Origin of the sequence: Solidesulfovibrio alcoholivorans DSM 5433 (genome assembly GCF_000702665.1) — a bacterium.
In the GTDB taxonomy this organism is placed as follows: domain Bacteria; phylum Desulfobacterota; class Desulfovibrionia; order Desulfovibrionales; family Desulfovibrionaceae; genus Solidesulfovibrio; species Solidesulfovibrio alcoholivorans.
In genome coordinates, this window is the sequence record NZ_JNJA01000005.1 from 319,744 (window position 1) to 345,000 (window position 25,257).

The 25,257-nt window shown below is 68.3% G+C and carries 21 protein-coding genes and 1 pseudogene; 7 read left to right on the plus strand and 15 right to left on the minus strand.

What is annotated here, in order from left to right; genetic code table 11:
- The first annotated feature begins 275 nt into the window (after window positions 1-275).
- Window positions 276-1,499 (plus strand): ammonium transporter, encoded by a 1,224-nt coding sequence (locus Q368_RS0112035; protein ID WP_029459323.1) that lies wholly within the window; start codon window positions 276-278, stop codon window positions 1,497-1,499.
- 51 nt (window positions 1,500-1,550) lie between these two features.
- Entirely contained in the window at window positions 1,551-1,889 is a 339-nt protein-coding gene (locus tag Q368_RS0112040; protein ID WP_029459324.1) for a P-II family nitrogen regulator, read from the plus strand.
- A 90-nt stretch (window positions 1,890-1,979) separates the two neighbouring features.
- Here the strand turns inward: Q368_RS0112040 and corA are convergent, their stop codons facing one another.
- The 6 genes from corA to mutY all read right to left on the minus strand — a co-directional run bounded on the left by corA (window position 1,980) and on the right by mutY (window position 8,553).
- On the minus strand, window positions 1,980-3,047 hold the full coding sequence (gene corA, locus Q368_RS0112045) for a magnesium/cobalt transporter CorA (RefSeq protein ID WP_029459325.1): 1,068 nt from the start codon (window positions 3,045-3,047) through the stop codon (window positions 1,980-1,982).
- Between the two features lie 94 nt (window positions 3,048-3,141).
- Entirely contained in the window at window positions 3,142-4,308 is a 1,167-nt protein-coding gene (locus Q368_RS0112050) for an ABC transporter permease (RefSeq protein ID WP_029459326.1), read from the minus strand.
- Window positions 4,308-5,465 carry an ABC transporter permease gene (locus tag Q368_RS0112055; protein WP_029459327.1) on the minus strand — a complete coding sequence of 386 codons (1,158 nt, stop codon included), beginning with the start codon at window positions 5,463-5,465 and terminating at the stop codon, window positions 4,308-4,310. The genes Q368_RS0112050 and Q368_RS0112055 overlap by 1 nt, the downstream gene beginning before the upstream one ends.
- Window positions 5,452-6,138: an ABC transporter ATP-binding protein gene (locus Q368_RS0112060; RefSeq protein ID WP_029459328.1), complete on the minus strand. Its 687-nt coding sequence runs from the start codon at window positions 6,136-6,138 to the stop codon at window positions 5,452-5,454. Before Q368_RS0112060 ends, Q368_RS0112055 begins: the two co-directional genes overlap by 14 nt.
- A gap of 2 nt (window positions 6,139-6,140) precedes the next feature.
- The gene (locus tag Q368_RS0112065) at window positions 6,141-7,361 is read right to left on the minus strand and encodes an efflux RND transporter periplasmic adaptor subunit (protein ID WP_029459329.1); all 1,221 of its coding nucleotides are present in this window, start codon (window positions 7,359-7,361) and stop codon (window positions 6,141-6,143) included.
- A gap of 88 nt (window positions 7,362-7,449) precedes the next feature.
- On the minus strand, window positions 7,450-8,553 hold the full coding sequence (gene mutY / locus Q368_RS0112070; RefSeq protein ID WP_029459330.1) for an A/G-specific adenine glycosylase: 1,104 nt from the start codon (window positions 8,551-8,553) through the stop codon (window positions 7,450-7,452).
- 120 nt (window positions 8,554-8,673) lie between these two features.
- On the opposite strand from mutY, the gene Q368_RS0112075 reads away from it, so the two are divergent.
- The 3 genes from Q368_RS0112075 (at window position 8,674) to Q368_RS0112085 (ending at window position 13,587) form a co-directional block, all read left to right on the plus strand.
- Complete coding sequence (locus Q368_RS0112075) at window positions 8,674-12,783, plus strand: hypothetical protein (protein ID WP_052360130.1); 4,110 nt, start codon at window positions 8,674-8,676, stop codon at window positions 12,781-12,783.
- Between the two features lie 65 nt (window positions 12,784-12,848).
- Window positions 12,849-13,061 carry a hypothetical protein gene (locus tag Q368_RS23115; RefSeq protein WP_043785768.1) on the plus strand — a complete coding sequence of 71 codons (213 nt, stop codon included), beginning with the start codon at window positions 12,849-12,851 and terminating at the stop codon, window positions 13,059-13,061.
- An 88-nt stretch (window positions 13,062-13,149) separates the two neighbouring features.
- A complete protein-coding gene (locus Q368_RS0112085; protein WP_029459332.1) occupies window positions 13,150-13,587 on the plus strand; it encodes an RrF2 family transcriptional regulator in 438 nt (145 codons plus the stop codon).
- 28 nt (window positions 13,588-13,615) lie between these two features.
- Here Q368_RS0112085 and Q368_RS0112090 read toward each other — a convergent pair whose 3' ends face one another.
- The 8 genes and pseudogenes from Q368_RS0112090 to Q368_RS0112125 all read right to left on the minus strand — a co-directional run bounded on the left by Q368_RS0112090 (window position 13,616) and on the right by Q368_RS0112125 (window position 20,684).
- Window positions 13,616-14,539: a phosphatase domain-containing protein gene (locus Q368_RS0112090; protein ID WP_052360131.1), complete on the minus strand. Its 924-nt coding sequence runs from the start codon at window positions 14,537-14,539 to the stop codon at window positions 13,616-13,618.
- 90 nt (window positions 14,540-14,629) lie between these two features.
- A complete protein-coding gene (locus Q368_RS0112095) occupies window positions 14,630-15,484 on the minus strand; it encodes a menaquinone biosynthetic enzyme MqnA/MqnD family protein (protein WP_029459334.1) in 855 nt (284 codons plus the stop codon).
- Between the two features lie 84 nt (window positions 15,485-15,568).
- Window positions 15,569-16,240, minus strand: coding sequence for an adenylate kinase (locus Q368_RS26990; RefSeq protein ID WP_029459344.1), 672 nt, complete (start codon window positions 16,238-16,240; stop codon window positions 15,569-15,571).
- Window positions 16,241-16,678: 438 nt separating this feature from the next.
- Window positions 16,679-17,434 (minus strand): annotated as a pseudogene (gene tilS, locus Q368_RS26995) (tRNA lysidine(34) synthetase TilS); the annotation flags it as partial.
- 37 nt (window positions 17,435-17,471) lie between these two features.
- Complete coding sequence (locus tag Q368_RS0112110; RefSeq protein ID WP_029459335.1) at window positions 17,472-17,807, minus strand: hypothetical protein; 336 nt, start codon at window positions 17,805-17,807, stop codon at window positions 17,472-17,474.
- Window positions 17,808-17,811: 4 nt separating this feature from the next.
- Window positions 17,812-19,173: a glutamyl-tRNA reductase gene (gene hemA / locus Q368_RS0112115; RefSeq protein WP_029459336.1), complete on the minus strand. Its 1,362-nt coding sequence runs from the start codon at window positions 19,171-19,173 to the stop codon at window positions 17,812-17,814.
- The gene (locus Q368_RS0112120) at window positions 19,136-20,005 is read right to left on the minus strand and encodes a cytochrome C assembly family protein (RefSeq protein ID WP_029459337.1); all 870 of its coding nucleotides are present in this window, start codon (window positions 20,003-20,005) and stop codon (window positions 19,136-19,138) included. Before Q368_RS0112120 ends, hemA begins: the two co-directional genes overlap by 38 nt.
- Window positions 19,992-20,684: a precorrin-2 dehydrogenase/sirohydrochlorin ferrochelatase family protein gene (locus tag Q368_RS0112125; protein ID WP_029459338.1), complete on the minus strand. Its 693-nt coding sequence runs from the start codon at window positions 20,682-20,684 to the stop codon at window positions 19,992-19,994. Before Q368_RS0112125 ends, Q368_RS0112120 begins: the two co-directional genes overlap by 14 nt.
- A gap of 91 nt (window positions 20,685-20,775) precedes the next feature.
- Here Q368_RS0112125 and Q368_RS0112130 point away from each other — a divergent pair, with 91 nt between their 5' ends.
- Both Q368_RS0112130 and Q368_RS0112135 read left to right on the plus strand, forming a co-directional pair.
- Complete coding sequence (locus tag Q368_RS0112130) at window positions 20,776-22,053, plus strand: glycosyltransferase family 9 protein (protein WP_029459339.1); 1,278 nt, start codon at window positions 20,776-20,778, stop codon at window positions 22,051-22,053.
- A gap of 2 nt (window positions 22,054-22,055) precedes the next feature.
- On the plus strand, window positions 22,056-23,327 hold the full coding sequence (locus tag Q368_RS0112135) for a CgeB family protein (protein ID WP_029459340.1): 1,272 nt from the start codon (window positions 22,056-22,058) through the stop codon (window positions 23,325-23,327).
- A 17-nt stretch (window positions 23,328-23,344) separates the two neighbouring features.
- On the opposite strand, the gene Q368_RS0112140 is transcribed toward Q368_RS0112135, so the two are convergent.
- The gene (locus tag Q368_RS0112140) at window positions 23,345-24,901 is read right to left on the minus strand and encodes a flagellar hook protein FlgE (RefSeq protein WP_029459341.1); all 1,557 of its coding nucleotides are present in this window, start codon (window positions 24,899-24,901) and stop codon (window positions 23,345-23,347) included.
- Window positions 24,902-25,257: the final 356 nt, after the last annotated feature.

Below are 25,257 nucleotides of genomic sequence, written 5' to 3' on the forward strand. Positions count from 1 at the left end.
ATTAGCCCCGGCTTTGTCGACGCAGCGCCCGGACAAGCGACATGCGCTCACGCGGACGAGGCGTCCGGGTGGCAGGGGCATCTTTCCCTTGCAGCGCAAGCATCACTTTCCGTGAACCGTGCGCGTGGCCGTCCGCAGTGCGGCCCCTTCCCGTGAATTATGGAAAACAGCGGCCGGGAAAACCCGCCTTCAAGAACAGCAATTGACAATTCGGTGATTTGCTCGACCACGGAGCCCATGCTACTGGCCCGCCAAACCTTTTTGAGGGGGGCGATATGCTGCAAAGCGGCGATACGGCCTTTGTCCTCATCAGTGCGGCGCTGGTGCTGCTCATGATTCCGGGACTGGCCCTTTTCTACGGCGGCATGGTGCGCAAGAAAAACGTGCTCGGCACCATCATGCAAAGCTTCATCCTGATTTCCCTGGTCACGTTCGAATGGGTCTACCTCGGCTATTCCCTGTCCTTCGGCCCGGACATCAAGGGACTGATCGGTTCCCTGCGCTGGGCGGGATTTTCCGGCGTCGGCGCCGCGCCCAACCCGGACTACGCCGCAACCGTGCCCCATCTGGCCTTCGCCATGTTCCAGTGCATGTTCGCGGCCATCACGCCGGCGCTGATCACCGGGGCCGTGGCCGAACGCCTGCGCTTCGGGCCGTTTCTGGTCTTTTCCCTGGCCTGGACCATCCTGGTTTATAATCCGGTGTGCCACTGGGTCTGGGGCAACGGCGGCTGGCTCAAGGAAATGGGCGTGCTGGATTTCGCCGGCGGCATCGTCGTGCATCTGACCTGCGGCGCGGCCGCGCTGGCAGCGGTGCTTGCAACCGGGCCGCGCAAGGACCACGGCCGGCATCAGATCGTGCCGCACAACCTGCCCATGACGCTGCTCGGCACGGGCCTTTTGTGGTTCGGCTGGTTCGGCTTCAACGCCGGCAGCGCCCTGGCCGCCGACGGCGTGGCCGTGGGGGCTTTCGCCGCCACCCATCTCGGCGGCATGGCCGGCATGGCCACCTGGTGCGTCATCGAATGGTGGCACCGCGGCAAGCCCACGACCCTGGGCGCGGCCTCCGGGGCCGTCGCGGGACTGGCCACCATCACGCCGGGCGCGGGCTTCGTCTCCCCGGGCTGGGCCGTCGCCATCGGCATGCTGGCCGGGGCCGTGTGCTACGGCGCGGTTCTGGTGAAGGCCCGTTTGCGCTTCGACGACAGCCTGGACGTGGTGGGCATCCACGGCGTCGGCGGCGTGCTCGGGACGCTCCTGGTCGGCGTCGCGGCGAGCAAGCTGGTCAACCCGGCCGGGGCCGACGGCCTGGCTTGCGGCAATCCCGGCCAGCTCGGCGTCCAGGCCCTGGCCGTGGTCGTGGTCGGCGTTTTCGCCTTTGCCGTGAGCTGGCTGCTCCTCGTGGCCGTGCGCGCCGCCATGGGCCTGCGGCTTGCGCCCCAGGCGGAGACCATCGGCCTCGACCTTTCGGAACATACCGAAGCCGCCTACGGCGAGTAGCGGACAACCCTACGACCGACCTGGGCCGCAGGCCCAGGTCCCGGGAGCGCCATGAAACGCATCGAAGCCATCATCCGGCCGTATAGGCTCGACGAGGTCAAGGAAAAGCTCGCCTCCATCGGCATCAAGGGCATGACCGTGGAAGAGGTGCGGGGCTTTGGCCGCCAACGCGGCCATACGGAAATCTATCGCGGCGCGGAATACAACGTGGATTTCGTGCCCAAGGTCAAGATCGAACTGATCGTGGAGGATGCGGTGGTGCCGACGCTCGTCGCGGCCATCCGCGAAGCCGCGCATACGGGAGAGGTAGGCGACGGCAAGATCTTCATCCTGAACATGGACGACGCCGTGCGCATCCGTACCGGCGAAACCGGCGGCGACGCGATCTAGTGAGAGAGGGGAAGGGAGGAACGCCTTTGGCGGCCGGGAGGGGGACTACCCCTTTCCGGCCCTCCCTGAAAGCGAGAACTGTTCGCCCGGCTACAGCCACTTCTTCTTGCGAAACCAGGCCAGCATGCCTATCGACAGCGCGAGCATGAACCCGAGGATGAAGTAGTAGCCGTAGCGCCATTTGAGTTCCGGCATGTTTTCGAAGTTCATGCCGTACAGGCTCGTGATGAAGGTGAGCGGCAGGAATATCGTGCCGATGACGGTGAGCACCTTCATCACCATGTTCATGCGCATGTCCGCAACGGACGAATAGACGTCGATCATGCTCGTGGCGATCTGGTTGAGCGTGTCCACCGTCTCCACCACCATTTTGACGTGGTCCACGATCTCGCGCATGTAGGATTTCGCGTATTCGCTGACTTTTTTTGAATGCTTTTTGTGCGAAAGCGCCTGCAACACCTCGCGCAGGGGCCAGATGTACTTGCGCAGGTACGCCGTCTCGCGCTTGAGGTTGTAGAATTCCGACAGCGTCGCCTCGGTCTGTGCGCCGAAAAGCAGTTCCTCGAGCTTCTCGGCCTTGTCGCCGAGCTTGCCGAGCGTGATCATGTAGCGGTCGACGATGACGTCGAGCAGCGCGAGCATCAGGTAGTGCGGATCGGACTTGCCCAGGTGCCGGCCCTTGCGCAGCCGGTCCAGGTAGTTGTCCCAGACGTTTGCCGCGTTTTCCTGGAAGGTGAAGACCGACGCCCCGTCCATGGCGATGCTCACCTGTTCGGCGGTCAGCGACTCCTGCGCCGCGTCCATGTCGATGATCTTGAGCGCCATGAACATGGCGTCGCCGAATTCCTCGTATTTCGGACGCTGCGTGGTGTCGGCCACGTCCTCCATGAGCATGGAGGGCATGTCGATGGATGCGCCCACGGATTTGATGACGCCGATGTCGTGGACGCCGACCACGCGCACCCAGATGACGCGGTCCTCGCGCGGCGCGGGGATGACGGGCGTCTGGCCGTGTTCGTAGCGCGTTTCGGCGAAACTGCCGTCGCCGTAGACGATGACGCTGACGTACGGGGAAAAGGCCTTGGCCGCGCCGACATAGGAGACGGTGCCGAAGTCCTGGTTGGCCTTGACGTGTTGGGGGCGCATGTGCCTGAGCATGACGAAGCCTCGCGAAAGGGGAACTGGCCGCCCCGGACGGGGAGGACGACGCCGACACGTTACCGACGCGCGGTGACGTTTTGGTGGCGGGACGTCAGCCCTGGCGCAGGGCTGACACGATGTTCATGCGCGAGGCCCGCACCGCGGGCAAAAAGCCGCCGACCACGCCCATGACCAGGGAGAAGGCCAGGGAAAGGGCCACGATCCAGGGCGCGAGGGCGAACCTGAAGGAGAGTTCGGAAAATGTCTGGAAGTTGGTCGTGGAAAGAGAGACGAAGGAAAGTCCGGCCGCAAGGATCAGGCCCGCCACGCCCCCGAGCAGGCCGAGGAACATCGATTCGAGCAGAAACGCGGCCAGGATGCTCCCGCGCGTGAAGCCGATGGCGCGCAGGGTGCCGATCTCCGGCACGCGGTTGGCCACGGCGGAATACATGGTGATCGTGGCCCCGATCATCGCCCCCAGCGAAAAGATGGCCGTGAGCGCCACGCCAAGGACCGTCAGGAACTTGCGCATCATGTCCGACTGCTTCTCGTAATAGCGCGTCTCGCGCCAGGCCTCGGCCTGTAGGCGTGGGTCGGCCTCCACGGCCTCCTTGAAGGCGTCGAAAAGCCCGGGTTCGCGCAGCCCCGCGACCACGATCGAATAGGCCCCGCGCCCGAAGGCCGGCATGAGCTGGTCCGCGTCGCCCCAGATCTCCGAGGAAAATCCGGTCTGCCCGGCATCGAAAATGCCGACGATGGGCCACTCGCGCTTGCCGAAGCGCAGGCTCTGGCCGATCCCCGCGTTCTCGAACCCCTTGACCACGGCCGTGCCGACCATGATTTCCGGCGTGCCCGGGCGCGGCAGGCGGCCGGAGGCGAGGCGTATCTGCGGCCGCAGCGCCAGGGAGGCGGGTTCCGTGCCCCGGATGACCACGTTGGAGGTCTTGCCCGTGGATTTTTTCGTGAGGCCGATGAGCACCACGGATTCCTTCGCCGCAAGCGCCTGGCCGTCGCCGCCGAGCGCGATCTCGGGCCGGGTGACGATGGCCGCGGCCTGGGCGCGTTCGATGCCGCTTTGCACCTCGGTTTCCGAGCCCTTGCGCAGCACGATGGCGTTCCCGGGCGACCCCGTGGCCACGAGGGTTTGGCGCAGGCCCTCGGCCAGCATGAGCGTGGCCGCGAACACGAAGACCACGAGGGCCATGCCGCCGGCGGTCAGCGCCGTGGTCAGGCGGCGCGTGGTCAGATTGCGCCAGGAATAGGCGAGCGGCACGGCCATCAGCCGATCCTCCGGAACGCCTCGGCGATGCGCACCGTGCCCACGCGCACGGCAGGGGCCACGGCGGCCAGCACGCCCACGGCCGCGCCGAAGGCCGGGATGAGGAGCATGGTTTCGCGCGAGACGAAGAAGATGGGGAAATATTCGGCCAGGTGCTTGGCAAAGGCGTCGGTGATGGCCGGGAGCAGGCCCATGGCCAGGGCCGCGCCGGAAAGGGACAATAGCAGGGATTCGGCCAGGAGCATGAGCCCGAGCGCCGGGCCGGAAAACCCCAGGGTTTTGAGCACCGCGAATTCCCCCAGCCGTTCCCGGGCGGACATGGCCATGGTGTTGGCGGCCACGGCCAGGATGATGACGATGACCACATAGGAGACCACGGTGATGGCCATGAGGATGGCCTCGCTCATGGAGACGAAACCCATCTGGAAGGCCTTTTCCGTCTCGGTCAGGGTCTCGGCCTGGGAATTGCGGAAGATCGCATCGATGTTCTTGGAAATCTCCGCCGCCTTCGTGGCGTCGTCGATGCCGACCATGAAAAAGCCCGTCTGGCCGGCGCGGCGCGGGGTCGTTTTTTTCATGACCTCGTCGACGTAGGACCAGTGGAGGTAGAGCACGGTTTCGTCGGTGTCCGGCCGCGCGCCCTTGTAGATGGCGCGGATGGTCATGGGCCACTGGCCCGGGAAGATGGTGCCGCGCAGGGTGATGGTGTCGCCCACGCGCCAGTGGAAGCGCGCGGCCAGCTTGCGGCCGATGACCGCGGCCTTGCGGTCGGCCAGAAAGGCCTTGCGCTCGACGGGGGAGACGACGAGCTCCGGGTAGAGGCGGAAGAAATCCTCGGCCTCCATGGCGAAGTTGGCGAAGAAGTTCTTTTCGTCGAGGTAGACGCCGCCGAACCAGTTGCCGGCGGCGACGATGTCCACGCCCGTGACCTGGCGGATGCGGCCCTTGTAGGCATAGGGCAGGGGCTGGGTCAGGGAGACGGCGTTTCGCGTGACGAGGCGGTTGGCCGAGGAGGCCGACACCCCGGCGTGCCAGGCGTCGAGGACCGTGCGCATGAGCCCGAAGGCCGTGAGCGCGATGGCCACGCCGACGATGGTCAGAAGCGAGCGCAGGCGGTGGCGGAAGGCGTTTTTGACGATGAGCCTAAGGAGCAACACGCAATTCGCCCTTGTCGAGCTCGCGTACGAGGTGGGCGGCCTCGGCGGCCCGGTGGTCATGGGTGACCATGACGATGGTTTTGCCCAGTTCCCGGTTGAGGCGCCCTAAAAGCGCCATGATGTCCGCGGCGGATTGCCGGTCCAGGTCGCCCGTGGGCTCGTCGGCGACGAGGATGTCCGGGTCGGTGACGATGGCCCGGGCGATGGCCACGCGCTGCTGCTGGCCGCCGGAAAGCTGGGCAGGCTTGTGGTCCGTGCGCTCGGGCAGGCCCACGGCCGCAAGCGCCGCCAGGGCATGCTCCCGGCGCGCCCGGGCGGAAAGGCCGGTTAAAAGCAGCGGCAGTTCCACGTTTTCGAGCGCCGTGAGCACCGGGATCAGGTTGTAGAACTGGAAGACGAAGCCCACGTGGCGGCTGCGCCAGGCGGCGAGCTCCCCTTCGCTTAGGGTCGTGATGTCCGTGCCGCCGACGGTGATCGTGCCGGCGTCCACGGCGTCGATGCCGGCGATGCAGTTTAAAAGCGTGGACTTGCCCGAGCCCGAGGGGCCGATCAGCGCCAGGAATTCCCCGGCGGCGATGTCGAAGGTGATGTCGGAAAGCACGGGGATGACCTGGTCGCCGCGCCGGTAGGACTTCGACAGGTGGGCGATCTCGATCAGCGGCTGCTGCGTCATGATCAGCCCTCGGCCAGGGTCACGGCGTCGCCGGAGGCGAGCTTGTCCGGGGGCGAGAGCACGACCTTGAGCCCGGATTCCAGGCCCGAGGTCACTTCGCGCATATCGCCGAGGGGCTCGCCGAGCGTCACGGGGGTGAGCAGCGCCTTGCCGTCCTTGATGACGAAGACGGCGTCGCGCCCGTCACGCGTGGTCACGGCGGCGGCCGGCACGGCCAGGCGCGGCGTGGTCTCGGCAGGTGTCAGCGCGCGCGAGAGAAAGGCCACCTTGGCGCTCATTTCCGGTAGCACGCGCGGGTCCAGGGCGTCGAAACGCACCTTGACGAGCACGGTGGCCTTGGTGCGGTCGGCCGTGGGCACGATCATGTGCACCTTGCCGGGAAATCGCTCGCTGGGGATGGCATCGAGCATGATTTCGCAGGGTTCGCCCATGGCCACTTCGCGCAGGCTCGATTCCGAGACGTCCACCTCCACGGCGAGCGACCCCATGTCCGCGATGCTGACCACGGCGGCCTTGGATGTGGAGGAGGCGCCAAGCGGCGAAATGATGTCGCCGACGTCGGCGTTTTTGGTCAGCACCACGGCGTCGAAGGGCGCTTCGAGGTCGGTGTAGGTCAGCTGTGCCTCGGCTTGGTTCAGGGCTTCGCTGCGGGCCTTGAGGTTGGCCTTGGCCTGGGACAGGGACGCGGCGGCCTTTTTGAGGCGTGCCTCGGCAGTGTCGTAGTCGGAGCGGGCCACATAGTCGCCGGTCACGAGTTTTCCCATGCGCCCGTAATGGATGCGCGCGTCGGCGAGCTCCGCCTCGGCCGAGGCGATCTGGTATCTGGCCGCTTCCATGTCATGGCGGGCCTGCTCGCGCGAGGCTTCGACGTCGGCGCTTTCCAGGCGCGCCACCACCTGGCCTTTTTGCACCCGGCTGCCTTCCTCCACGCCGAGCCAGACGAGCTGGGCCGTGGCCTTGGTGGCGAGCGACGCCTTGCGCTGGGCCACGACGTAGCCGCTGGCCGTCAGCTTGGTCAGCGTGCGCGACGGGTAGGCCAGGCCGACGGTTGCGGCCGTCACGGTAAACGTGCGCGGCGAAAACGCCCAGGCCGCGACGGCGGCTGCAAGCAGCACTGCCAGGACATAGGGCCAGCGGCGGCGACGGCGGCGCGGCCCGGGGCCCGAAAACCGGTCGGACTTGTCCGCCGCGGTGATGCGCAGCGCATCGAGGGTATCGCTCATGGGACTCCCGTTTCGTGTTTCCGGGGTCATGGCAAGCCACAGGGCGTCCGTCAAGACGCAACAGGGCGGATTCCGTTACGCTTTCGGCCTAGGAAAGCCACAAACTGTTCGCCATCCGGTCGATGAGCTTTCTGTGTCCGGCCGGAAAAGCGAAGCGGGCCAGGGCTTCGGGCGCGACCCAGAGGCTCTCCTGCGCGGCGGTCAGCGTCGGTTCGGGCTGTGTTGCGCCATGTCTTGCGCCGTTCGTCAGGCACAGCAAAAAACAGTGTAGCGTCACGCGGTAGGTGGTGTAGCCGTGGCGGATCACGGCGAGCTTGGCGGAAACGGCGGTGGGAAAGTCCGTTTCCTCGCGAAATTCCCGTACGATGGCCGCCTCGGGCGTTTCGCCCTCCTCGATGCGTCCGCCCGGGAATTCCCAGAGGTTGCCCCAGGCCCCGGCGGGCAGGCGTTTCTGGATGAACACCTTGCCGTGGTGGACGAGCACGCCCGTGGCCACGAAAAGCGGGGTGATGTCCTTGGATTTGGAGAGTACCGGCCGGTCGGCCACGATGCCGAGGTGGCGCGCCTGGCACACGCCGCCAAGGGGACAGCGGGCGCAGTCCGGGTTTTTCGGCCGGCAGACGAGCGCCCCGAATTCCATGAGCGCCTCGTTGAAATCACCGGCCCGACCCGGCGGCAACAGTTCGCGCGCCAGCGCCTCGGCCCGCGCGCGGCCGGCCGGTTCCTTGACGGGCGCGTCGATGTCGCACACTCGCGCAAGCACACGCAGCACATTGGCGTCCACGGCCACCTCGTCGAGCCCGAGCGCCATGCTGGCCACGGCCCCGGCCGTGTAGGCTCCGACGCCGGGCAATGCGCGCACGGCCGGAAACGTGGTCGGAAACGCGCCGCCGTGGTCGGCCATGATCCGCCTGGCCGCGGCGTGGAGGTTGCGGGCCCGGGAATAGTAGCCCAGGCCCTCCCAGGCCTTGAGCACCGCGTCCTCGGTAGCCGCAGCAAGCGCGGCCACGTCCGGGAAGCGGTCCATGAAGCGGTCGAAATAGACGACCACACGGTCCATCTGCGTCTGCTGGGCCATGATTTCCGAAACCCAGACGGCATAGGGGTCGCGGCAGCGCCGCCAGGGCAGGTCGCGTTTGTTGGCGGCGAACCAGTCAAGCAGAAGCGGCACGAAGGCGGAAACGTCGGACATGTGCATATAACCTCGTGGACAATCCCATAATGCCGATTGCGCCGTGAGGAAAGGGCGCTCGATTGCCAAGGCCGCGCCTTTCGGGAATAAGGCGAAGGAGAGAGCCCGAGGAGGCCTGTCATGCGGCATGCGCTGGCGTGCGTTTTTCTCGTCGTTTCCATCCTTGCCGGTTCCGCTTTGCCGGCCCTGGCCCAGGCCGGCGCGCCCGACGTGCCGCCGGCCCTCGATCCCTGGCGGGGATTTTCCCTGCACGGCGCGGCCGAACGGCTGTGCCCGCCGGACGGGGGGGACGCCAAAGCCCGAATCTGCCTGTTCCCGTCGCGGCTGGACGTGAATGTCGATGCGGCGGGCGCGGATTTCACGCTTGCGGCGCGGCTTTTCGACACCGCCGCCGTGCCGCTGCCGTATGGCGCGGGCGTGTGGGTCGCGGCGGCGCGCGAGGGCGGCAAGGCGCTCCCCGTGGTCGCCGGGGAGCGCGGCCCCGTGGTCTGGCTCGGTCCGGGCGAGCACGTCCTTTCCGGTCGCCTTGCCTGGAACGCCGCCCCGGAGGCGCTGCGCCTGCCGGCGGGTGTCGGACTTGTGACCCTTGCCCGCCGGGGCGCTCCCGCGCCGGTTGTCGTCTCTGCCTCGGGCGAGCTGTCCCTGGCCGGCGAAAAAGCGGCCAAGGCCGTGGAAAACACGGAACACGTCAAAGTCTTCCGCCAGCTTGCCGACGGCGACCCGGCAACCCTGACGACGTTTTTCCGGCTGGAAGTCTCCGGGCTCGCCCGCTCCGTCTCCCTGGCCGGGGCCGTGCCGGAAAAGGCGTTGGCCCTGGCCGTGCGCTCCCCCGTGCCCGCGACGCTCGGGCCGGACGGCAGCGTGGTCCTCGACGCCGGGCCCGGGCGCTACGACGTGGAGGTTGTCTCCCGCTTTCCGGGCAAAACCGGGCGGATCGGCCCGGTTGCCGCGCCCTACGGCCGCGAGGTTTGGTCCTACCGCGCCGCGCCCGAACTGCGCGAGACGCGCCTGGAAGGCGCGCCGGCCCTGGACCCCAAGACCGCCGACGTGCCCGACTCCTGGCGCAACCTGCCGGCCTTCGCCGTGGCCGCCGGCGCGACGCTCGACATCCGCGAACTCGGGCGCGGCGTGCCTCCGGGCCGTGACGCCCTGACGGTCTCGCGGGAAATGTGGCTCGACATGAGCGGCGCGGGCCTAAGCGTCCACGACACGCTTTCGGGCGAGAACCGCTCCCGCTTCACGCTTGCCATGGCCGCGCCGGGCGAACTCGGCCGGGTCGTCGCGGACGGCCGGGACCAGCCCGTGCTGCTGCTCGGCAAGGAAGGGACCGCGCGGGGCGTGGAACTGCGCGCTTCGCGCCTGTCCCTTTCCGCGTTCTCCCGCTATCCCGACGCCGGCGCGCCGCTGCCGGCCGGCGGCTTCGACCGGGAATTCACGCATGTGACGGCCACGCTCCACTTGGCTCCGGGCTGGGCGCTTTTTTTCGCCACAGGGCCCGACGCCGTGCGCGGCGGCCTGCTTTCGCCCTGGACGCTGCTCGACGTCTTTTTGGCCCTGGTCCTGGCCGTGGCCGCCTTTTCCCTGCGCGGGGGGGCGGCCGGTCTGGCGCTCGGCCTTTTTCTTCTGCTCTCCTGGCACGAGCCGGACGCGCCCACGGGCGTGTGGGTGTTCGTGCTGTGCGGGCTGGCCTTGCTGCGCCTGGCGTCCGATGCCGGCCGCCTCGCCGGCCATGCCGGCGTGCGGCGCTTTGCCGTGCTGGTTTTCGCGGCCTCCCTGGTCTGTCTGGTCGTCGTTTCGATTCCTTTTCTGTCCTGGCAGTTGCGCGGGGCCGTCGCGCCGCAGATCGTGCCGCCGGCCGCCGCGCCGCTGCCCCGCCTGGCGATGCAGGAAAATGCGGCCATGGCCCCCGCGCCGCCTCCCGCCGCACTGAAGGGAAAGGCCAGGGCGATGCAGATGGCCGCGCCCGCCGCCGATGCCGCCGCCGGGGCGGTGCGGGAGCTGCCGGAGGAGGACCCTGAGGCCCTGGTGCAGACCGGGCCGGCCATGCCGGACTGGCGTTTCGCCACGGCGACCATGACCTGGAACGGGCCGGTCGCGCCGGGCGAGCGGCTGCGCCTTTATCTCGTGCCGCCTTTCGCCTCGCGCCTGCTGCATCTGCTGCGCGCGCTCCTGTGGGGCGCGGCGCTTTTCCTGCTGTGCGACCGGGCGCGCTTGCGCCGCGTGCGCCTGGCCTCCGTCGGCGCGGGCGCGGTCCTCCTTATTCTTGTGGGCCTTGTCCCGGCGGCCCGGGCCGCGGATTTCCCGGATCGACAACTTCTCGACTTGCTGCGCGAGCGCCTGACCGAACCGCCCCTTTGCCTGCCGCACTGCCTGGGCAGCCCCTCCTTCGAGGTCCGCCTGGAGGGTGGCCGGCTGGTCGTGACCACGGCAATCGACGCCGCCGCGCGCGTGGCCGCGCCGCTACCGGCGGTTTCCGAGGGCTGGCGGCCCGACGCCGTGACCCTGGACGGCGCGCCGGGCGCGCCGCTTACGCGCGCGGGGGACGCCCTCAAGGCGCTCGTCGAGCCCGGCCGCCACGTGCTGATCCTGTCCGGCCCGGCCCCGACGGCCGTGTCCTTTACCGTGACCCCGGCGCTTGCGCCGGGCAAGGTCGTCGTTGCCGCCCCGGGCTACCGCATCCGCGGCCTGGATGCGCGGGGCATGCTCGCCGGGCCGCTGGAGCTGACCCGGGCCGCGCCCGAGGGGAAAACTTCTGACGGGCAGGCGGCCCAGACAGCGCAGCCGGCCGGCCGCGACATTCCGCCCTTTTTCGAGGTGCGGCGTTCGTTGCGCCTGGGCCTTGCCTGGGAGGTGGAAACCGAGGTCGTGCGCCGTTCACCGGCGGATGTCGCGGCCGTGGCCCGGGTGGCGCTTCTTGCCGGCGAGCATCCCGACGCGGCCGGCGTGACCGTCGCCGGCGGCATGGCCGAGGCGGCCTTTCCCGCGGGCGTGGCGCGCGTCTCCTGGCGCTCGCGCCTGACGCCCCGGGAGTCCGTGGCCCTGGCCGCGCCGTCGGGGACGGACGTGGTCGAGGTCTGGGAACTGACCGCCGCGCCGTTTTACGACGTGGCCTTTACCGGCGTGCCGCCCGTGGCGCTTCTTGGGCCTGCGGGCGGGTTGCGGCCGCGCTTCGTGCCCTGGCCGGGCGAGAAGCTCGATGTGGCTGTTTCGCGGCCCAAGGCTGCGCCGGGCGAAGCGCTCACGCTCGAACGGGCGACGCTTGCGACGCGCCAGGGCGGCGCCATGCGCGAGAGCACGCTTTCCCTGCGTTTCCGCGCGGCAAAGGGCGCGCGCCATGTGCTGACCCTGCCGCCTGGGGCCACGGTCACGCGCCTGGCCGTCGCCGGCCGCGAGACGCTGCCCACGGGCGAGGGCGGGCAGGTGGGCTTTTCCCTGCCGCCCGGCGTGACGGACGTGGAACTGGCCTTCCGGGAACCGGTCGGGCTCGGGCTTTTCCTGCAAACGCCCGCGCCGGACCTCGGCCTTCCCGCCGCGTCCGCGACGACGCGCCTGGACCTGCCGCAGGGCCGCTGGCTGCTTGCCGTTTTTGCCGACACCTTCATGGGGCCGGCCGTACTCTACTGGGGATTCCTCGCCGTGGTCGCGGCCCTGGGATTCGGGCTTTCCTGCCTGCCGGACACGCTGCTTGGCCGCACGCAGTGGCTGCTCTACGCCCTGGGCCTCAGCCAGGCCACGCCCGGCGGCGTGGTTCTGGCCACGGCCTGGCTTGCGGCCCTGGGCCTGCGCCGGCGGCGCTGGCCGCAGGGCGCGCTGGCCTTCGACGCGGCGCAAGTGGGGCTCGTGGTCCTGACCCTGATCGGGTTGTTTTCGCTTTACGACGTGCTCGGCCAGGGCCTGCTCGGACTGCCGCGCATGCAGGTGGCCGGTCCCGGCGGCGGAGCGGCGGGGCTTGCCTGGACCTGGGACCGCGTGCCGGGCGTGTTGCCCGCGGCCACGGTCGTTTCCGCGCCCATGGCGGTATTCCGGGCGCTGATGCTGGCCTGGGCCGCCTGGCTGGCCTTCATGCTGCCGCGCTGGCTGCGCCTGGGCTTCGAGAGCGTCACCACCGGCGGCGGCTGGCGCGCCCTGCGCCTGCCGCGCCGGCGTCCCAAGCCGGGCGGTCCAGGCGACGACACTCCGGGGAACGGTTCGGGCGCTGCGGGCGACGGGCCGGGCGCGGCCGGATCCTGAGGCCGCCGGTATGGTTCTTGAAACGGTCCCTCCCGCCGGCACCTTTCACCGGCGGGAGGAACACCATGGATTCCCGGCATTGCTGCGTATGCGGCCGCGCCATCGAGGCGCTTGACGTCTATATCCTGCGGGCACAGGGAAAAATCTGCAGCCAGTGCGTGCTGGAGCGGGACATCCCGGTCGGCGGCGTGGTGACGCGCCGCCAACTGCGCCAGGGAGCGGAAAACCTTCGCCCGATCGGCCCCCGGTCTTTGGCCCCGGGCTTCCAGGCGCTGTGAAAAACCGCCTTTTGCCATCCGTGAATCTATCTGCTAGGGAACCCTTGTTCGGTTTTGCACAAATCCGTTCCCAAGGGGTACCCGGCTCATGCAACTCACTACGCGTAGCCGCTACGGCCTGCGCATGCTTCTCGACATCGCTCTTCACGGCGACGAGCGACCGGTGCGCATCCAGGACATCGCCAAGCGCCGCAACATTTCCATCAAGTATCTTGAGCAGTTGATTCGCGCGTTGAAAAAGGCCGGCTTCATCCACAGCAAGCGTGGTCCCAAGGGCGGCCACGTGCTGGCCGTGTCGCCGGAAGACATCCGGGTGGGCGATGTGGTCCGGGCTCTGGAAAGCCGGCCCGAACTGACCGAATGCGTGGGCAACCCCGAATCCTGCGTCATCTCCGGCGATTGCGTCACGCGCCAGATCTGGGCCCGGGCCACGGCCAGCCTGTTTCGGGAACTCGACGCCATCCGCCTCGCCGACCTCCTTGTCCAGGCCCGCAAATCCGAGATCCTGGGGTTGCCCTGCTGCTGAGGCAGGGGGCCCCGCGATCGCCTTGGCCTTATTTGTGCGTGGCTGTCCACGCGCTGAAGGTCATGGGCGCGCCGCCGGGATTGGCTGCGGCGTAGGCGGCGAAGCGTTCGAGGAACGCGACCCGCGCCATGTAGAGCGGCTTCTTCCAGCCTTTGCGCGGCTGGCCGATGAGGTCCACGCCACCGGCCGCCGCCTGATCCGCGGCGATTTCTTCCAGGGACCGGCCCGCGGGATTGTGGAGCAGGGCGTAGAGCACCATGAACGTGGTCGTGCGCCCGTCCCCGGCATGGCAATGCACGTGCAGCCACGTGTTCGGGGCCATGCTCCGGCAGTATTCCACGAACCTGTCCACCTGTGCCGCATCCGGTGCCATGTCGTCGGTGACGAAAAGCCGCAGGTAGCCCACGGCCCGCGCCGCGGTCAGCTGCGCCTCGGACGCGACGCCCACCACGTCCACGCGAAGCGTACGCGCCTTCTTGATGCCCCCGGACTTGCTCTTCGCCTCGATGACCGTCACTGCCGCCGTACCCGCCTTGGACAGGGCGGCCAGGCGCTGCGCTTCGTCGCGGGCCGCCTCCTCGGGCGTCTTGCCCATGTTGGCTTCGTCTTTTGGCGCAAACCAGCTCACGGGGCGGTCGTTGAGGAATCCGTGCGATTCCTGGCGCAAATCGACGATGGTGAGCGGTCCGGGCAGGGTGCGCGCGAGGTTGTCGAGCCCGGCGGCGTCGAATTCCGAGCTGCCGGACAGGCGCAGTTTCGCGCTTGCCGGGTCGCCCTTGGGGCCGCCGTCGGCCAGGCGGAAGTGGATGGGCAGGGCCTGCCCGGGCGGATAGTCGTAGATGAGCACGGGACCGTCCGCGCCGGGGCCGGGCTTGGCGGCGCCCAGGATCGCGAGGAAAAGGGCGCAGGCGAGCAGCCGGGGCAGGAATCGGGCGGAGCACAGAGGCGTCATGGCGGTCTCCTTGGCGTTGCGGCAACGGGCCGGGGGGGGGGATGCTCTCTGGGTAAAAGCCCGGCCGCGCCGTGTCAACGGGGAACGCCGCTACAGGGCGAAGCGCAGCCCCGGCACGGCCTCGATGCTCCCGAGCTCCCGGCAGTGTTCGGCGAAAAGCACGAGGCTCGCCTTGGCCGACGCGTCCAGGTCGTAGTTGACCACGCGCAGGTAGTTGAGCAGGTCCGTTTCGCTTATCCAGTCGGGCCGCGACGGCGCGCGCACGAGGGCGGGCAGGCGCTCGGGCAGGTTCGCGTTTATGGCCGCAAGCGCCGTGTGGAGCTTGCCGAGCGCCTCCAGGCGCTGCCCGGAAAGTCCGGCGCGCACGATCCAGAGGGCGAAGACGAAGGGCGTGCCGGCGTAGTCGAACCAGGCCTGGCCCAGGTCCGTGACGTGCCAGCCGGCCGGGGGATCGAGATAGCGCCCAAGGGCCAGGTCGCCGATCTCGACGAAGGGTTTGCCCGTCGCCAGCCCGGTGCCGGGCGGCACGCTCTCGAAGCGGACGTCGGGGAAATTCCAGGCGAAGCGCCACAGCACCCGCGTCAGGGCGTTGGAACTGGCCGAGGCCCCGGAGAAAAGGACCGGGTCGCCGGTACGCCGCAGGTGCGCGGGCAGCTCGGCCAGGGGCACGGGCGAGAGGAGCAGCACGCTCTGGATGGGCGCGACCGCCGCGCGGATGCACAGGTCCGGCAGCAGCTTGAAGGCCCCGGGCCTGGCCAGGTAGGCGAACGCCGAGGCCGGGGCGGCGTCGATGTCGCCGGCCGCCAGCGCGGTGTTGAGTTCGGACGGATGCCCGGGCACGTAGGTGATGTCCGGCCCCTCGGGAAAGTCCGGGATCAGGGATTCGTAGAGCGGCCAGACGTTGAGGTAGGCGATGCGGCCGAGTTTCAAGGGCCCGTGAGCCATGGGCGCCCCTCCTTTGCGCGCGAAAAAAACGCGGCCCCGAAGGTATTCCCCCCGGGGCCGGCAATCAAGGCGAATTCCGGTGAACTAGGCGAGCTGGGCCAGCAGGGTTTCCTTGATGGAGTCGATGGTGCCTTCGCCGTTGAGCTCGATGTACTTGGTCTTCCCCTCGGCGGCCAGCTTCTTGTAGAAGTAGGCGGCGGCCAGGGTGCCGGTGGTGGTGTCGTAGTAGATGTCGTGGCGTTTGCCGATGGCGCCTTCGTCCTGGTCGTCGGAGCGGGTCTTGAGGTCGCCGCCGCACACCCGGCACTTGTCGCCGTTCGGCTTGATGGCGTCGATGAAGATGTTGTTCGGGTGGTTGGGGTCGTTGACGCAGAGGCGACGGCCCATGATGCGGTCCTTGGCGATCTGGCGGGGCAGCAGGATCTCGATGACGTAATCGAGCTTCATGCCTTCCTTCTGCAGGGCGTCCCAGAGCTTCTCGGCCTGGACCATGTTGCGGGGGAAGCCGTCGAGGAGCCAGCCGTTGCCGCCCTTGGCCTTCAGCGTCTCGAGGATCATGGGGATGGTGATCTCGTCCGGGACGAGCTCGCCCTTGTCGATGAAGCCCTTGGCCTTCTTGCCGAGCTCGGTGCCGCCGCCGATATGCTCGCGGAAGATCGCCCCGGACTCGATGTGGGCCAGGTCGTATTTTTTCTTCACCAGGGAACCCTGGGTGCCCTTGCCGCTGCCATTGGGACCGAAAATGAGGATATTCACCGGGACTGCCTCCATGTTTGATTTTTCACAATCGACTCCACTACCCTCCGCCGCAAGCCCTGTCAATGGCGTTTCCGGGTTTGGCCCGCAAGGCGCGCACCGGCTGAAAACCACGGCCCGGCGGGCGATCCGCGCCTCCTTGCCGCCCGGAAACTGGAACACCCGGCCCGTCTGGCGGCGCATCACGGCATCGTCCAGGCCGCGCAGGGCATCGGCCAGGGCCTGCCCCGGCCCAAGCGACGCCAGCGCCTTGCGGTAGAGGCGCGGGCGCAGGGACGGGTGCAGGGCGAGGACGGTATTCATGGGCAGGACGGCCGGATCGTCCGTTGCGGGCAGAAGGCTCTCAAGCAGCCCCTCGTCGAGGCGCGCCTGCCGCCACAGCCGCGCCGCCGCGTCGAGGTAGCGCGGGTTTTCGGCGCACAAAAGGGGCAGGACGTCGTGGCGCAGGCGATTTCGCCGGAAGGCCCGGTCGGCGTTGCCCGGGTCGGTAAGGGTCGGCAGGGCGAGGGCCGCGGCGAAGTCTTCGATGGCCGCCCGGGGCGTGAGCAAAAGCGGGCGCAGCAGGCGGCGCGCGGCGTCCAGGGCGGGCATGCCGCCAAGGGCCGGCCAGCCCGCGCCGCGCGTGGCGCGCAGGAGCTGGTCCTCGGCCAGGTCGTTGAGCTGGTGTCCGAGCGCGATCCAGGCGTTTTCGCGGGCCGCGGCCAGTTCCGCGAAAAAGGCGTAGCGGGCGTCACGGCCGGCGTCCTCGACGCCTTTTCGCGTCCGGCGGGCCAGGGCGGCAACGTCCATGCGGCGGCTATGGCAGGGGATGGCGCGCTGCCGGCAGAAGGCGGCGACGTGCGCGGCCTCGGCCGCGGATTCCGGGCGCAGTCCGTGGTCCAGGTGGGCGGCCTCCAGGCGCGCGCCAAGGCGCGGGGCGAGGACGGCGAGGACGGTCAGCAGGACAAGGGAGTCCGGCCCGCCGGAGAGGGCGACGATCCAGGTCGCGCCGGCCGGGGCGTGCCCGCATTCCCGGGTGAGGAAGCGGGCCACGCCCAGGCACAGTTTCGCCTGGGACCGCGGCAGGTCGCGCAGGCCGGGCGTGGTGGTCAGGGGAGACGCCTCCGGCGGCCAAAGGGCTCCCGCCCTCTGGACTCCCTTCAAAGGGTTTCGACGTATTGCCAGGCAATCCGGCGCACGCTTTCCCAAGGGCATTCGGATTGCCGTAACGGGCTTTTCCTGCGGCACCGGCTCAGACCGGAATGTCGAGCTCCCGGATGAAGTTGTCGAGGAAATCGATCATCTGCTGGCGCTGCTCGGTCGTGCAGTAGCTGATGCAGGAGCAGCGCAGCTTGCCGCTGCCGCGCACGAGCAGTTCGAGCTTGAGCCAGTTGCGCCCCGTTTCGAGGATGAGCATGTACGGGCCGCACTCGTTGTAGTGCTGCTGCTGCTCGTCGTTTAACATCTCCATGGGGAAGGGGATGTAGTAGATGTGGTCGAGGGGGCCTTTGAACCCTTTCTCGGACAGGTGCCGCTCGATGGTTTCCATGTTCTCGGCGGAAACTTCGTCGATGAGGTAGGATCGCATGGGGTTACTCGCTGTCTTCCGTCGCATCGAGGTCCGGGGCCATGACCCCGTCTTCGGGCGGTTTCCGGTCCGCATGGGCGTTTGGCGGCACGCCTTCGCGGTCCAGGTTGTACATGCGGCGGGTGAGATCGATGAACCTGTCGCCTTTTTCCTCCCTGGCCCGGCGTTTGAGAAAGGAGATGGGCTCGTGGAGCAATTTGTGGCTGATGGAAAGGGACAGGGTCTCGATGGCCCGGCGGGTCTCGTCGGGGACGTCGGGGCCGAGGCGGCGCAGGGTTTTGGCCAGTTCGCGGCGGGCGACGTCCTCGCCTGCGGCAAGCAGATCCACAATGGTCGGCTTGACGTCCAGGGATTTGAGCCACTCGCCGAAACGCTCCACCTGCAAACCGATGATGTCCCGGGCGCGGGCCGCTTCCTCGCGCCGCTGGGCCAGATTTTCCTCGACCACTTCCTGGAGGTCGTCGATGTCGTAGAGATAGACGTTGTCCAGGCTGTTGACGTCGGGGTCGATATCGCGAGGCACCGCGATATCGATGAAAAACATGGGCTTATGCTTGCGCGCTTTGAGCACGGAACGCACGTCCCTGGCCTTTATGACCACATGGGGCGCGCCGGTCGAGCTGATGACGATGTCCGCCTCGTGCAGGCGGGTGACGAACTCGTCGAACGCCACGGGCCGGCCCTTGAAGCGCGCGGCCAGCTCCTCGGCCCGGGCGTAGGTGCGGTTGGCGACGAGGATCTCGGAAACGCCGGCGTTGAGCAGGTGCAGCGCCGCCAGTTCCGCCATTTCGCCCGCGCCCACGAGCATGGCCCGCTTGCCGGCCATCTCGCCGAAGATGCGCTTGGCCAGCTCCACGGCCGCGTAGCTGATGGACACCGCGGAAGCGCCGATGCCCGTGGCCGTGCGCACCTTCTTGGCCACGGAAAAGGCCTTGTGACACAGGCGGTTGGTGATGACCCCGGCCGTGCCCAGGTTCACGGCGTGGCGGTAGGCGGCCTTGAGCTGCCCCAGTATCTGCGGCTCGCCGAGGACCAGGGAGTCGAGGCCCGAGGCCACGCAAAAGAGGTGCTCCACGGCCTTGAGTCCCGCGTGCTCGTAGAGGTGCGGGGCGAGCATGTCCGGGTCCTGGCCGCAGTGGGCCGCCCAGGCGGCGAGTACCGCCGGGCGGATGTCGCGGCCCGGCGCGTCGGCGACGAGCACCTCCACCCGGTTGCAGGTGGACAGCACCAGCGCCTCGCGCACGCGGGCCTCGCCGCGCACGAGCAGATCGCCGAGCGTGGGCTTGTCGCCCAGGGCGAACGCCTCGCGGACCTCGACCCCGGCGGTCTTATGGTTGAGGCCAAACAGGTAGATTTGATGCTCCATCGATATATCGCGCGAAGCTGTGATGCGTTGGCATGAAAAAGTTGATGACGAGCAAGGACACGAGCGTCAGGCAGAATATCCACATGGCCAGACGCGCGGGCTTGCGGCCGCGCCAGCCGAGAAACAGTCGCTGGTGGAACAGAAAGGCGAAAAGCAGCCAGACGCAGATGGCCGTGATCTCCTTGGGATCCCAGGAGAAAATGCGGTTCCAGGTGAGTTTGGCCCAGATGAATCCCGAAAGAAGGCCGACGGTGTAAAGCGGAAATCCGGCGGCCACGGCCCAGCGGTTGACGGTGTCGCAGGTGGACAGCGCCGGCAGGGCCTTGGAAAAGCCGGAGAGCTTCTCCTTGGTCTTGATCTTGCGGTCGAGGTAGAGGTAGGCCGCGCCCGCGCCGCAGGCCATGGCGAGCAGGCTTATCGCCAGAAAGAGCGCGCCGATGTGCAGCCCGAAGAAAAGCCCGCCGAGCGCCTTGGGCAGGGGCATGCGCGTGGCCGTCACCGCCTGGGAGGACAGGAAGAGGAAAAGCGCCAGGGGGGCCGCGAGCAGTCCGAGCATTTCCAGACGCAGCCGCCACCACAGGATGAGGCAGATGAGAAGCAGGCTCCAGGCGAGGAGGCTGAAGTAGAATTCGCCGAGCAGCAGGGCCGCGCCGCCCTCGGCCGCGAGCAGCACGACCAAATCGGCCGTGTGCAGGACGAAGCCGGAAAGGGTCAGCGCCTCGCCCGTGCGGCGCAGGCGCGCCCGTCTCGTGACCACGCCGAGCAGATGCAGGGTCGCGCCCAGGAAATAGGCGGCGATGACGCAGATAAAGAGCAGGTTAAGCGCCGGCATGGCCAAGGGCTCCCGCGATCAGCCCGGCCGTGTCCCCGTGCAGGGCGGCGGGCAGGATTTCCCGGAGCACGTTTTCCGCGGCGGCTGCGTCGCCGCGCTCCAGGGCGTCGATCAGGGACGAGTGGACGATGCTGCGAAAAATAGCCGAATTCTTCTCCGTGGGCAGTCCCAGGGCCAGGACCATGGGCCGCAGGGCGCTCATGAGCACGAGCAGCGCGCCGTACTCGTCGCCGAGGAAGTCGCCGAGCCCCTGGCGGATCTTGCGCGCCAGGGCCGGCGAGGCCCCGCCCGTGGAAATGGCCACGGTGAGGTCGCCCTGGGTGAAAAGCGCCGGCACGATGAAGCTGCACTTCTCGGGCTGGTCCACGATGTTGCAGAGGATGCCGCGTGCGGCGCATTCCCGGCTGATGGCCCAGTTGCTCTCTTCGTCGCTGGTGGCGGCGATGACCAGGAAGCGGCCGTCGAGGTCCGCCGGGGTGAATGCCCGGCGCTCGATGACCACGCCCGGCACGGCGGAAAGCGCTGCGGCGACGTCCGCCGGCGGCGCGGGGTCGAGGACGAGAACCTCGTCCGGGCCGCAGGCGGCGAGCGTGGCGATCTTGCGCCGGCCCACCTGTCCCGCGCCCACCACCAGGCAGCGCTTGCCGTGAAGATTGACGTAAAGGGGATAATACCGCATAGGAAGCTTCCTATAACAGAAGAACGCGGGGACCGAAAAGGGCTTTTTTTCACATGCTTTTTTTCGATTCCCCGATCGCGGCGGAGGAGGCATGGCGCGCTTTCTGGCGGTGCAGCTGGCCCGTATCGGGGATCTGGCCCAGACCCGGCGCTTGCTCGCGGGTCTTTGGCGGCAGGCCGAAAAGACCGGCGGCGAGGTGCACCTCGCCGTGGACTTGAGCCTCGTCCCCCTGGCGCGACGCCTCTATCCCTTTGCCGTGGTCCACGGCCTGCCGGCCCACGGCGCGCCCGGGGAGGCGGGCATGGCTGCGGCCGCGGCGCGCGTGCGCGACGCCCGGCCGGTGTTTGCCGCCCTGGCGGAAATCGCCTTCGACAAGGTCTTCCTGCTCAATTTTTCGCCCCTGGCCATGGCCCTGGGCGCGATGTTTCCCCCGGAAATCCAGCGCGGGTACCGCCTGCACGCCGGACAGGCCGACAAGGACGCGCTTTTGCGCCTGGTCTTTCGCCTGGCCCGCGACCGGCGCGGCGCGGGCATCAACCTGGCAGACATCTGGGCCCATCTCGACGACGATCCCCTGCCGCCGGAAGCGGTCAACCCGCCGGCCGCGCCCAAGGGCGGCGGCCTCGGCGTGGCCCTGGCCGGCCGCGCCGCCAGGCGTTCCCTGCCGCCGGACGTGTTGGCCCCTCTGGTGCGCACGCTTTTTCTCGCGACCGGGGCTACACGTGTGACGCTTTTCGGTACGAAATCCCAGGCCGGCGAGGCCCGGGCGCTGCTGCGCCGCCTGGACCCGGCCGTGCGCGAGGCCTGCGACGACGCCACGGGCGCAACCGACCTGCCCGGGCTTTTCGACGCGCTTTCGGGCCTCGACCGCCTCGTCACCCCGGACACCGGGGCCATGCACCTGGCCGCGTTTTGCGGCGTGCCGGTCACGGCCTTTTTCCTGTCCTCGGCCTGGAGCCACGAAACCGGCCCCTACGGCGTCGGGCACACGGTGTGGCAGCACACCACGCCCTGTGCGCCCTGCCTGGAATCGGCCCCATGCGACAAGGGCCTCATTTGCCTGCCGCCCTTTGCCGACCCGGGCCTTTTGCGCTGTCTGGCCGGCGCGCAAAAGGCCGTGCCGCCGCCCGGCCTCGTGGGGCTGGCCACGGACTGCGACGCCCTGGGCGCGCTGTGCCGTCCTTTTTGCGGCGAGGACCCGACGCGTGCGCGCCGCGAGGCCATGCGCGCCTTCCTCACCCGCCGCCTGGCCGGGGGCGCGGCCGACGGCGTCGATGTTTTAAGCGGCCACGACCTGGCCGAGAGCCTGAGCCTTGAAACGGACTGGGTCCTGCCGCCCGCGGGGCGGAGCCTGGCCGGGGAGTGGTAGCCATGGCCTTTTCCCGCGCCCTGCGCGTGCTGGTGGTCTTGCCCATGTACGGCGGCTCGCTGCCCATCGGCCGCTCCTGCGCCGCGGCCCTTACGGGCCTCGGGCATGCGGTGGAAGTCTTCGAGGCCCCGTCCTTTTACGGCGCGTTTTCGGCGCTGAGGGACTTGCGGGTGACGTCGGATAGGCTGGAATACCTGGAGAACAGCTTCCTGCAGGTCATCTCCCAGGCCGTGTGCGCCAAGGCCGAGACCTTCGGCCCGGACCTCGTGCTGGCCTTGGCCCAGGCGCCGCTGTCGCGCCAGGCCTTAAAGCGCCTGCGCCGCGACGGCGTGGCTACGGCCATGTGGTTCGTGGAGGATTTCCGGCTCTTCACCTACTGGGAGGCGTTCGCGCCTTATTATGATGTGTTCGCCGTGATCCAGAAGGAGCCGTTTCCGGAAAAGCTGGCAGCCGTGGGCCAGCCGAATGCCTGCTACCTGCCCCTTGCCGCGGACCCGGCCGTGCACCGGCCGCTCGAGCTTTCGCCCGTGGAGCGCCGCCTCTACGGGGCGCGGGTGTCTTTCATGGGCGCGGGCTACGCCAACCGTCGCCTGGCGTTCGCCCAACTGTTGGACTATGGGCTCGCGATTTTCGGCAGCGACTGGGACGGCGACGCGACCCTCGCCCCGCGCGTGCGCCTGGACGGGCGCAGGGTCGGCACGGACGAGGCGGTGCGCATCTTCAACGCCGCCGACGTCAACCTCAACTTGCATTCGAGCGTTTCCGTGGAGCGCCTCGTGACCGGCGGCGATTTCGTCAATCCGCGCACCTTTGAGCTGGCCATGTGCGGGGCGTTTCAGCTGGTGGACCGGCGGTCGCTTATGCCGGAGCTTTTCGGCGAGGACGAACTGGCGCAGTTCGGGGACATGGAAGAGCTCAAGGAGCGGCTGGGGTATTTCCTGGCCCATCCCGAGGCGCGCGCGGTCTATGCCGCCCGGGCGCGGGCCCGGGCGCTCAAGGAACACACCTATGCCCGGCGCATGGAAACGCTTCTCGACTTTGTCGCCGCGCGCCTTCCCGGCTGGCCGCGGGGGGGGCGGGACGGCGAGGCTTTGTCGGGGCTGCCGGAGGGCATGCGGGAGGAGGTGGCGGCGCTTTTGCGCGAGCTTTCGCTGCCGCCGGACGTGTCCTTTGACGACCTGATCTGGGCCGTACGTGCCCGGCAGGGGGTGCTTTCCCCGCTGGAGACGAGCCTGCTGTTTCTCGACGAGTGGCGCAAGCAGTACGGCCGCTGACCGGGCGGCAGGTTGCCTTACTTCTTGATTTCCAAAGCCTTCTGCATCATCTCGTCGGCTGTGGTCACCACCTTGGAGTTGGAGTCGAAGGCGCGTTGCAGGGTGATGAGGTTGACCATTTCCGTGGCCATATCCACGTTGGACGTTTCCAGAGCATAACCGGTGATGCCGTCGAAGACGCCGCTGTTGGCCCGTCCGGTGGTGGCGGTGCCGGATTCGCTGGTGGCCGAGAGCAGGTTGTTGCCTTCGCGGTAGAGGTCCGTGGGGTTCTTGAAATCGGCCAGGGCGACGACGTAGAGGTCGGCGGTCTGGCCGTTGGAGAAGGTTCCCGAAATGACGCCGTTTTCGTCCACGCTGGTGCTGACGAGCTCGCCCGAGGCATAGCCGTCGCTCTCGGAATTGAGCGTGTAGGACGATGTGGCGTAGTTGGTGGTGCAGGTGGCCTCGTTGACCGTCGCGGCCGGGGTGTAGCCGGCATTGGCGCTGGCCAGGGTGCCGATGTCCGCGGCCGTCGTCGGGGCGTTGGCGCTCCAGGCGTCTTCCGAGGTAGAAAGTCCGGTCTTGTATTCGATGGACTGGGCCGACAACACCGTCGTGGAGTCCGTCTTGGAGACGAACGTGGCGCTCAACTGCGGCACACCGTTGCTGTCGATGGTGGCCTGGGTCCAGTTTGACAGGGACGTGGGGTCGCCCGAGGGCGTGAAGGCGGTCTGGTTTTCCAACACGCCCTGGGCAGAGAAGGTGAGCGTGCCGATCATGAGCACACCGGCCTTGGTCGTGTCGGCCGTGGTGGAACTGCCGTCCTCGTCGGGTGGCACGGTCACCATGTACTCCCAGTATTCCTTGCCGTTTTCGTCCTTCACCTTGGAATAGTAGGTCGTGAGCGTGTGCTCGCCGCCTTCGGAGTCGTAGACCGTGGTCTGGGTCGAGTAATCAGAACTCGCCACCGGGGTGTCGTTTGTGGCGTCGTAATTCGTGAACATGGTGAAGTACGGGTTGGTCGCGTCGAGGGATTCCGGATCGGTCGTGCTGTCGAGGTTGACTTCCATGGTGACGGAGCCGGTGGCCTGGGCCGGCAGGGTGAAATCCGTAATCTGGATGTCGGTGACCGTTCCCGTGGTCGGCACCTCGGACAGGGTGGTGCCGTTGCGCTTGGCGGCCGTCACCGCGTCCTGGTCCACGGCCCAACCCTGGACCTGGTTGCCGGCCGAGGTCGTCAGATAGCCGTTGGTGTCGAAGTTGAACGAACCGTCCCGTGTATAATAGACCTTGTCGTTATCGGGATTCTTGACGATGAAATAGCCGTGCTCGCCGCCGATGGCCATGTCCATGGAGTTGCTGGCGTCCTGGATGCTGCCCGTGGTCGTGGTCATGGACACGCTGCCGACCTGCACGCCCGTGCCGACCTGGCTGCCGTCCGACGTGCCGCCGGCCATGTTGCTCAGCATGTCGGCAAAGAGCATGCGTGAGGACTTGTAGCCGGTGGTGCCGGAATTCGCGAGGTTGTTGCCCGTGTTGGTGATGCCGTCGCTGTAGGCGAGGAGTCCCGATACCCCGGTCCAGATCGCGCTCATGTCGCACCTTCCTTGTTGCCTGCGGCAGGAATTGCCGGCCGCGTCGCCGAGGCCCCGCTGCCGCGCCCGTTCCTGGCGGCAGGAACGCGGCGGGAGGCGGGATGCGGCGCGCGGACAGGGAAAACCTTGCCGCTTGCCGGCATACTGTGCACGAGCCGGGCCAATGCGCCCAAGGCAAGGGCTGCGCCGGAACGTCGGCGGGGCGGGGGAGGGGAGAGACGTGTGGGCGGAAAGCGGTTGACAGGATGGAAGGAGAGGCCTAACTGTATTATCCCACGCTGACGTTCGGTGACGTTTTGGCGTCGATCGGGTCGCGGGGATTTGAAAAAACGTGTTGACGGTGTCTGCGGGGGAGC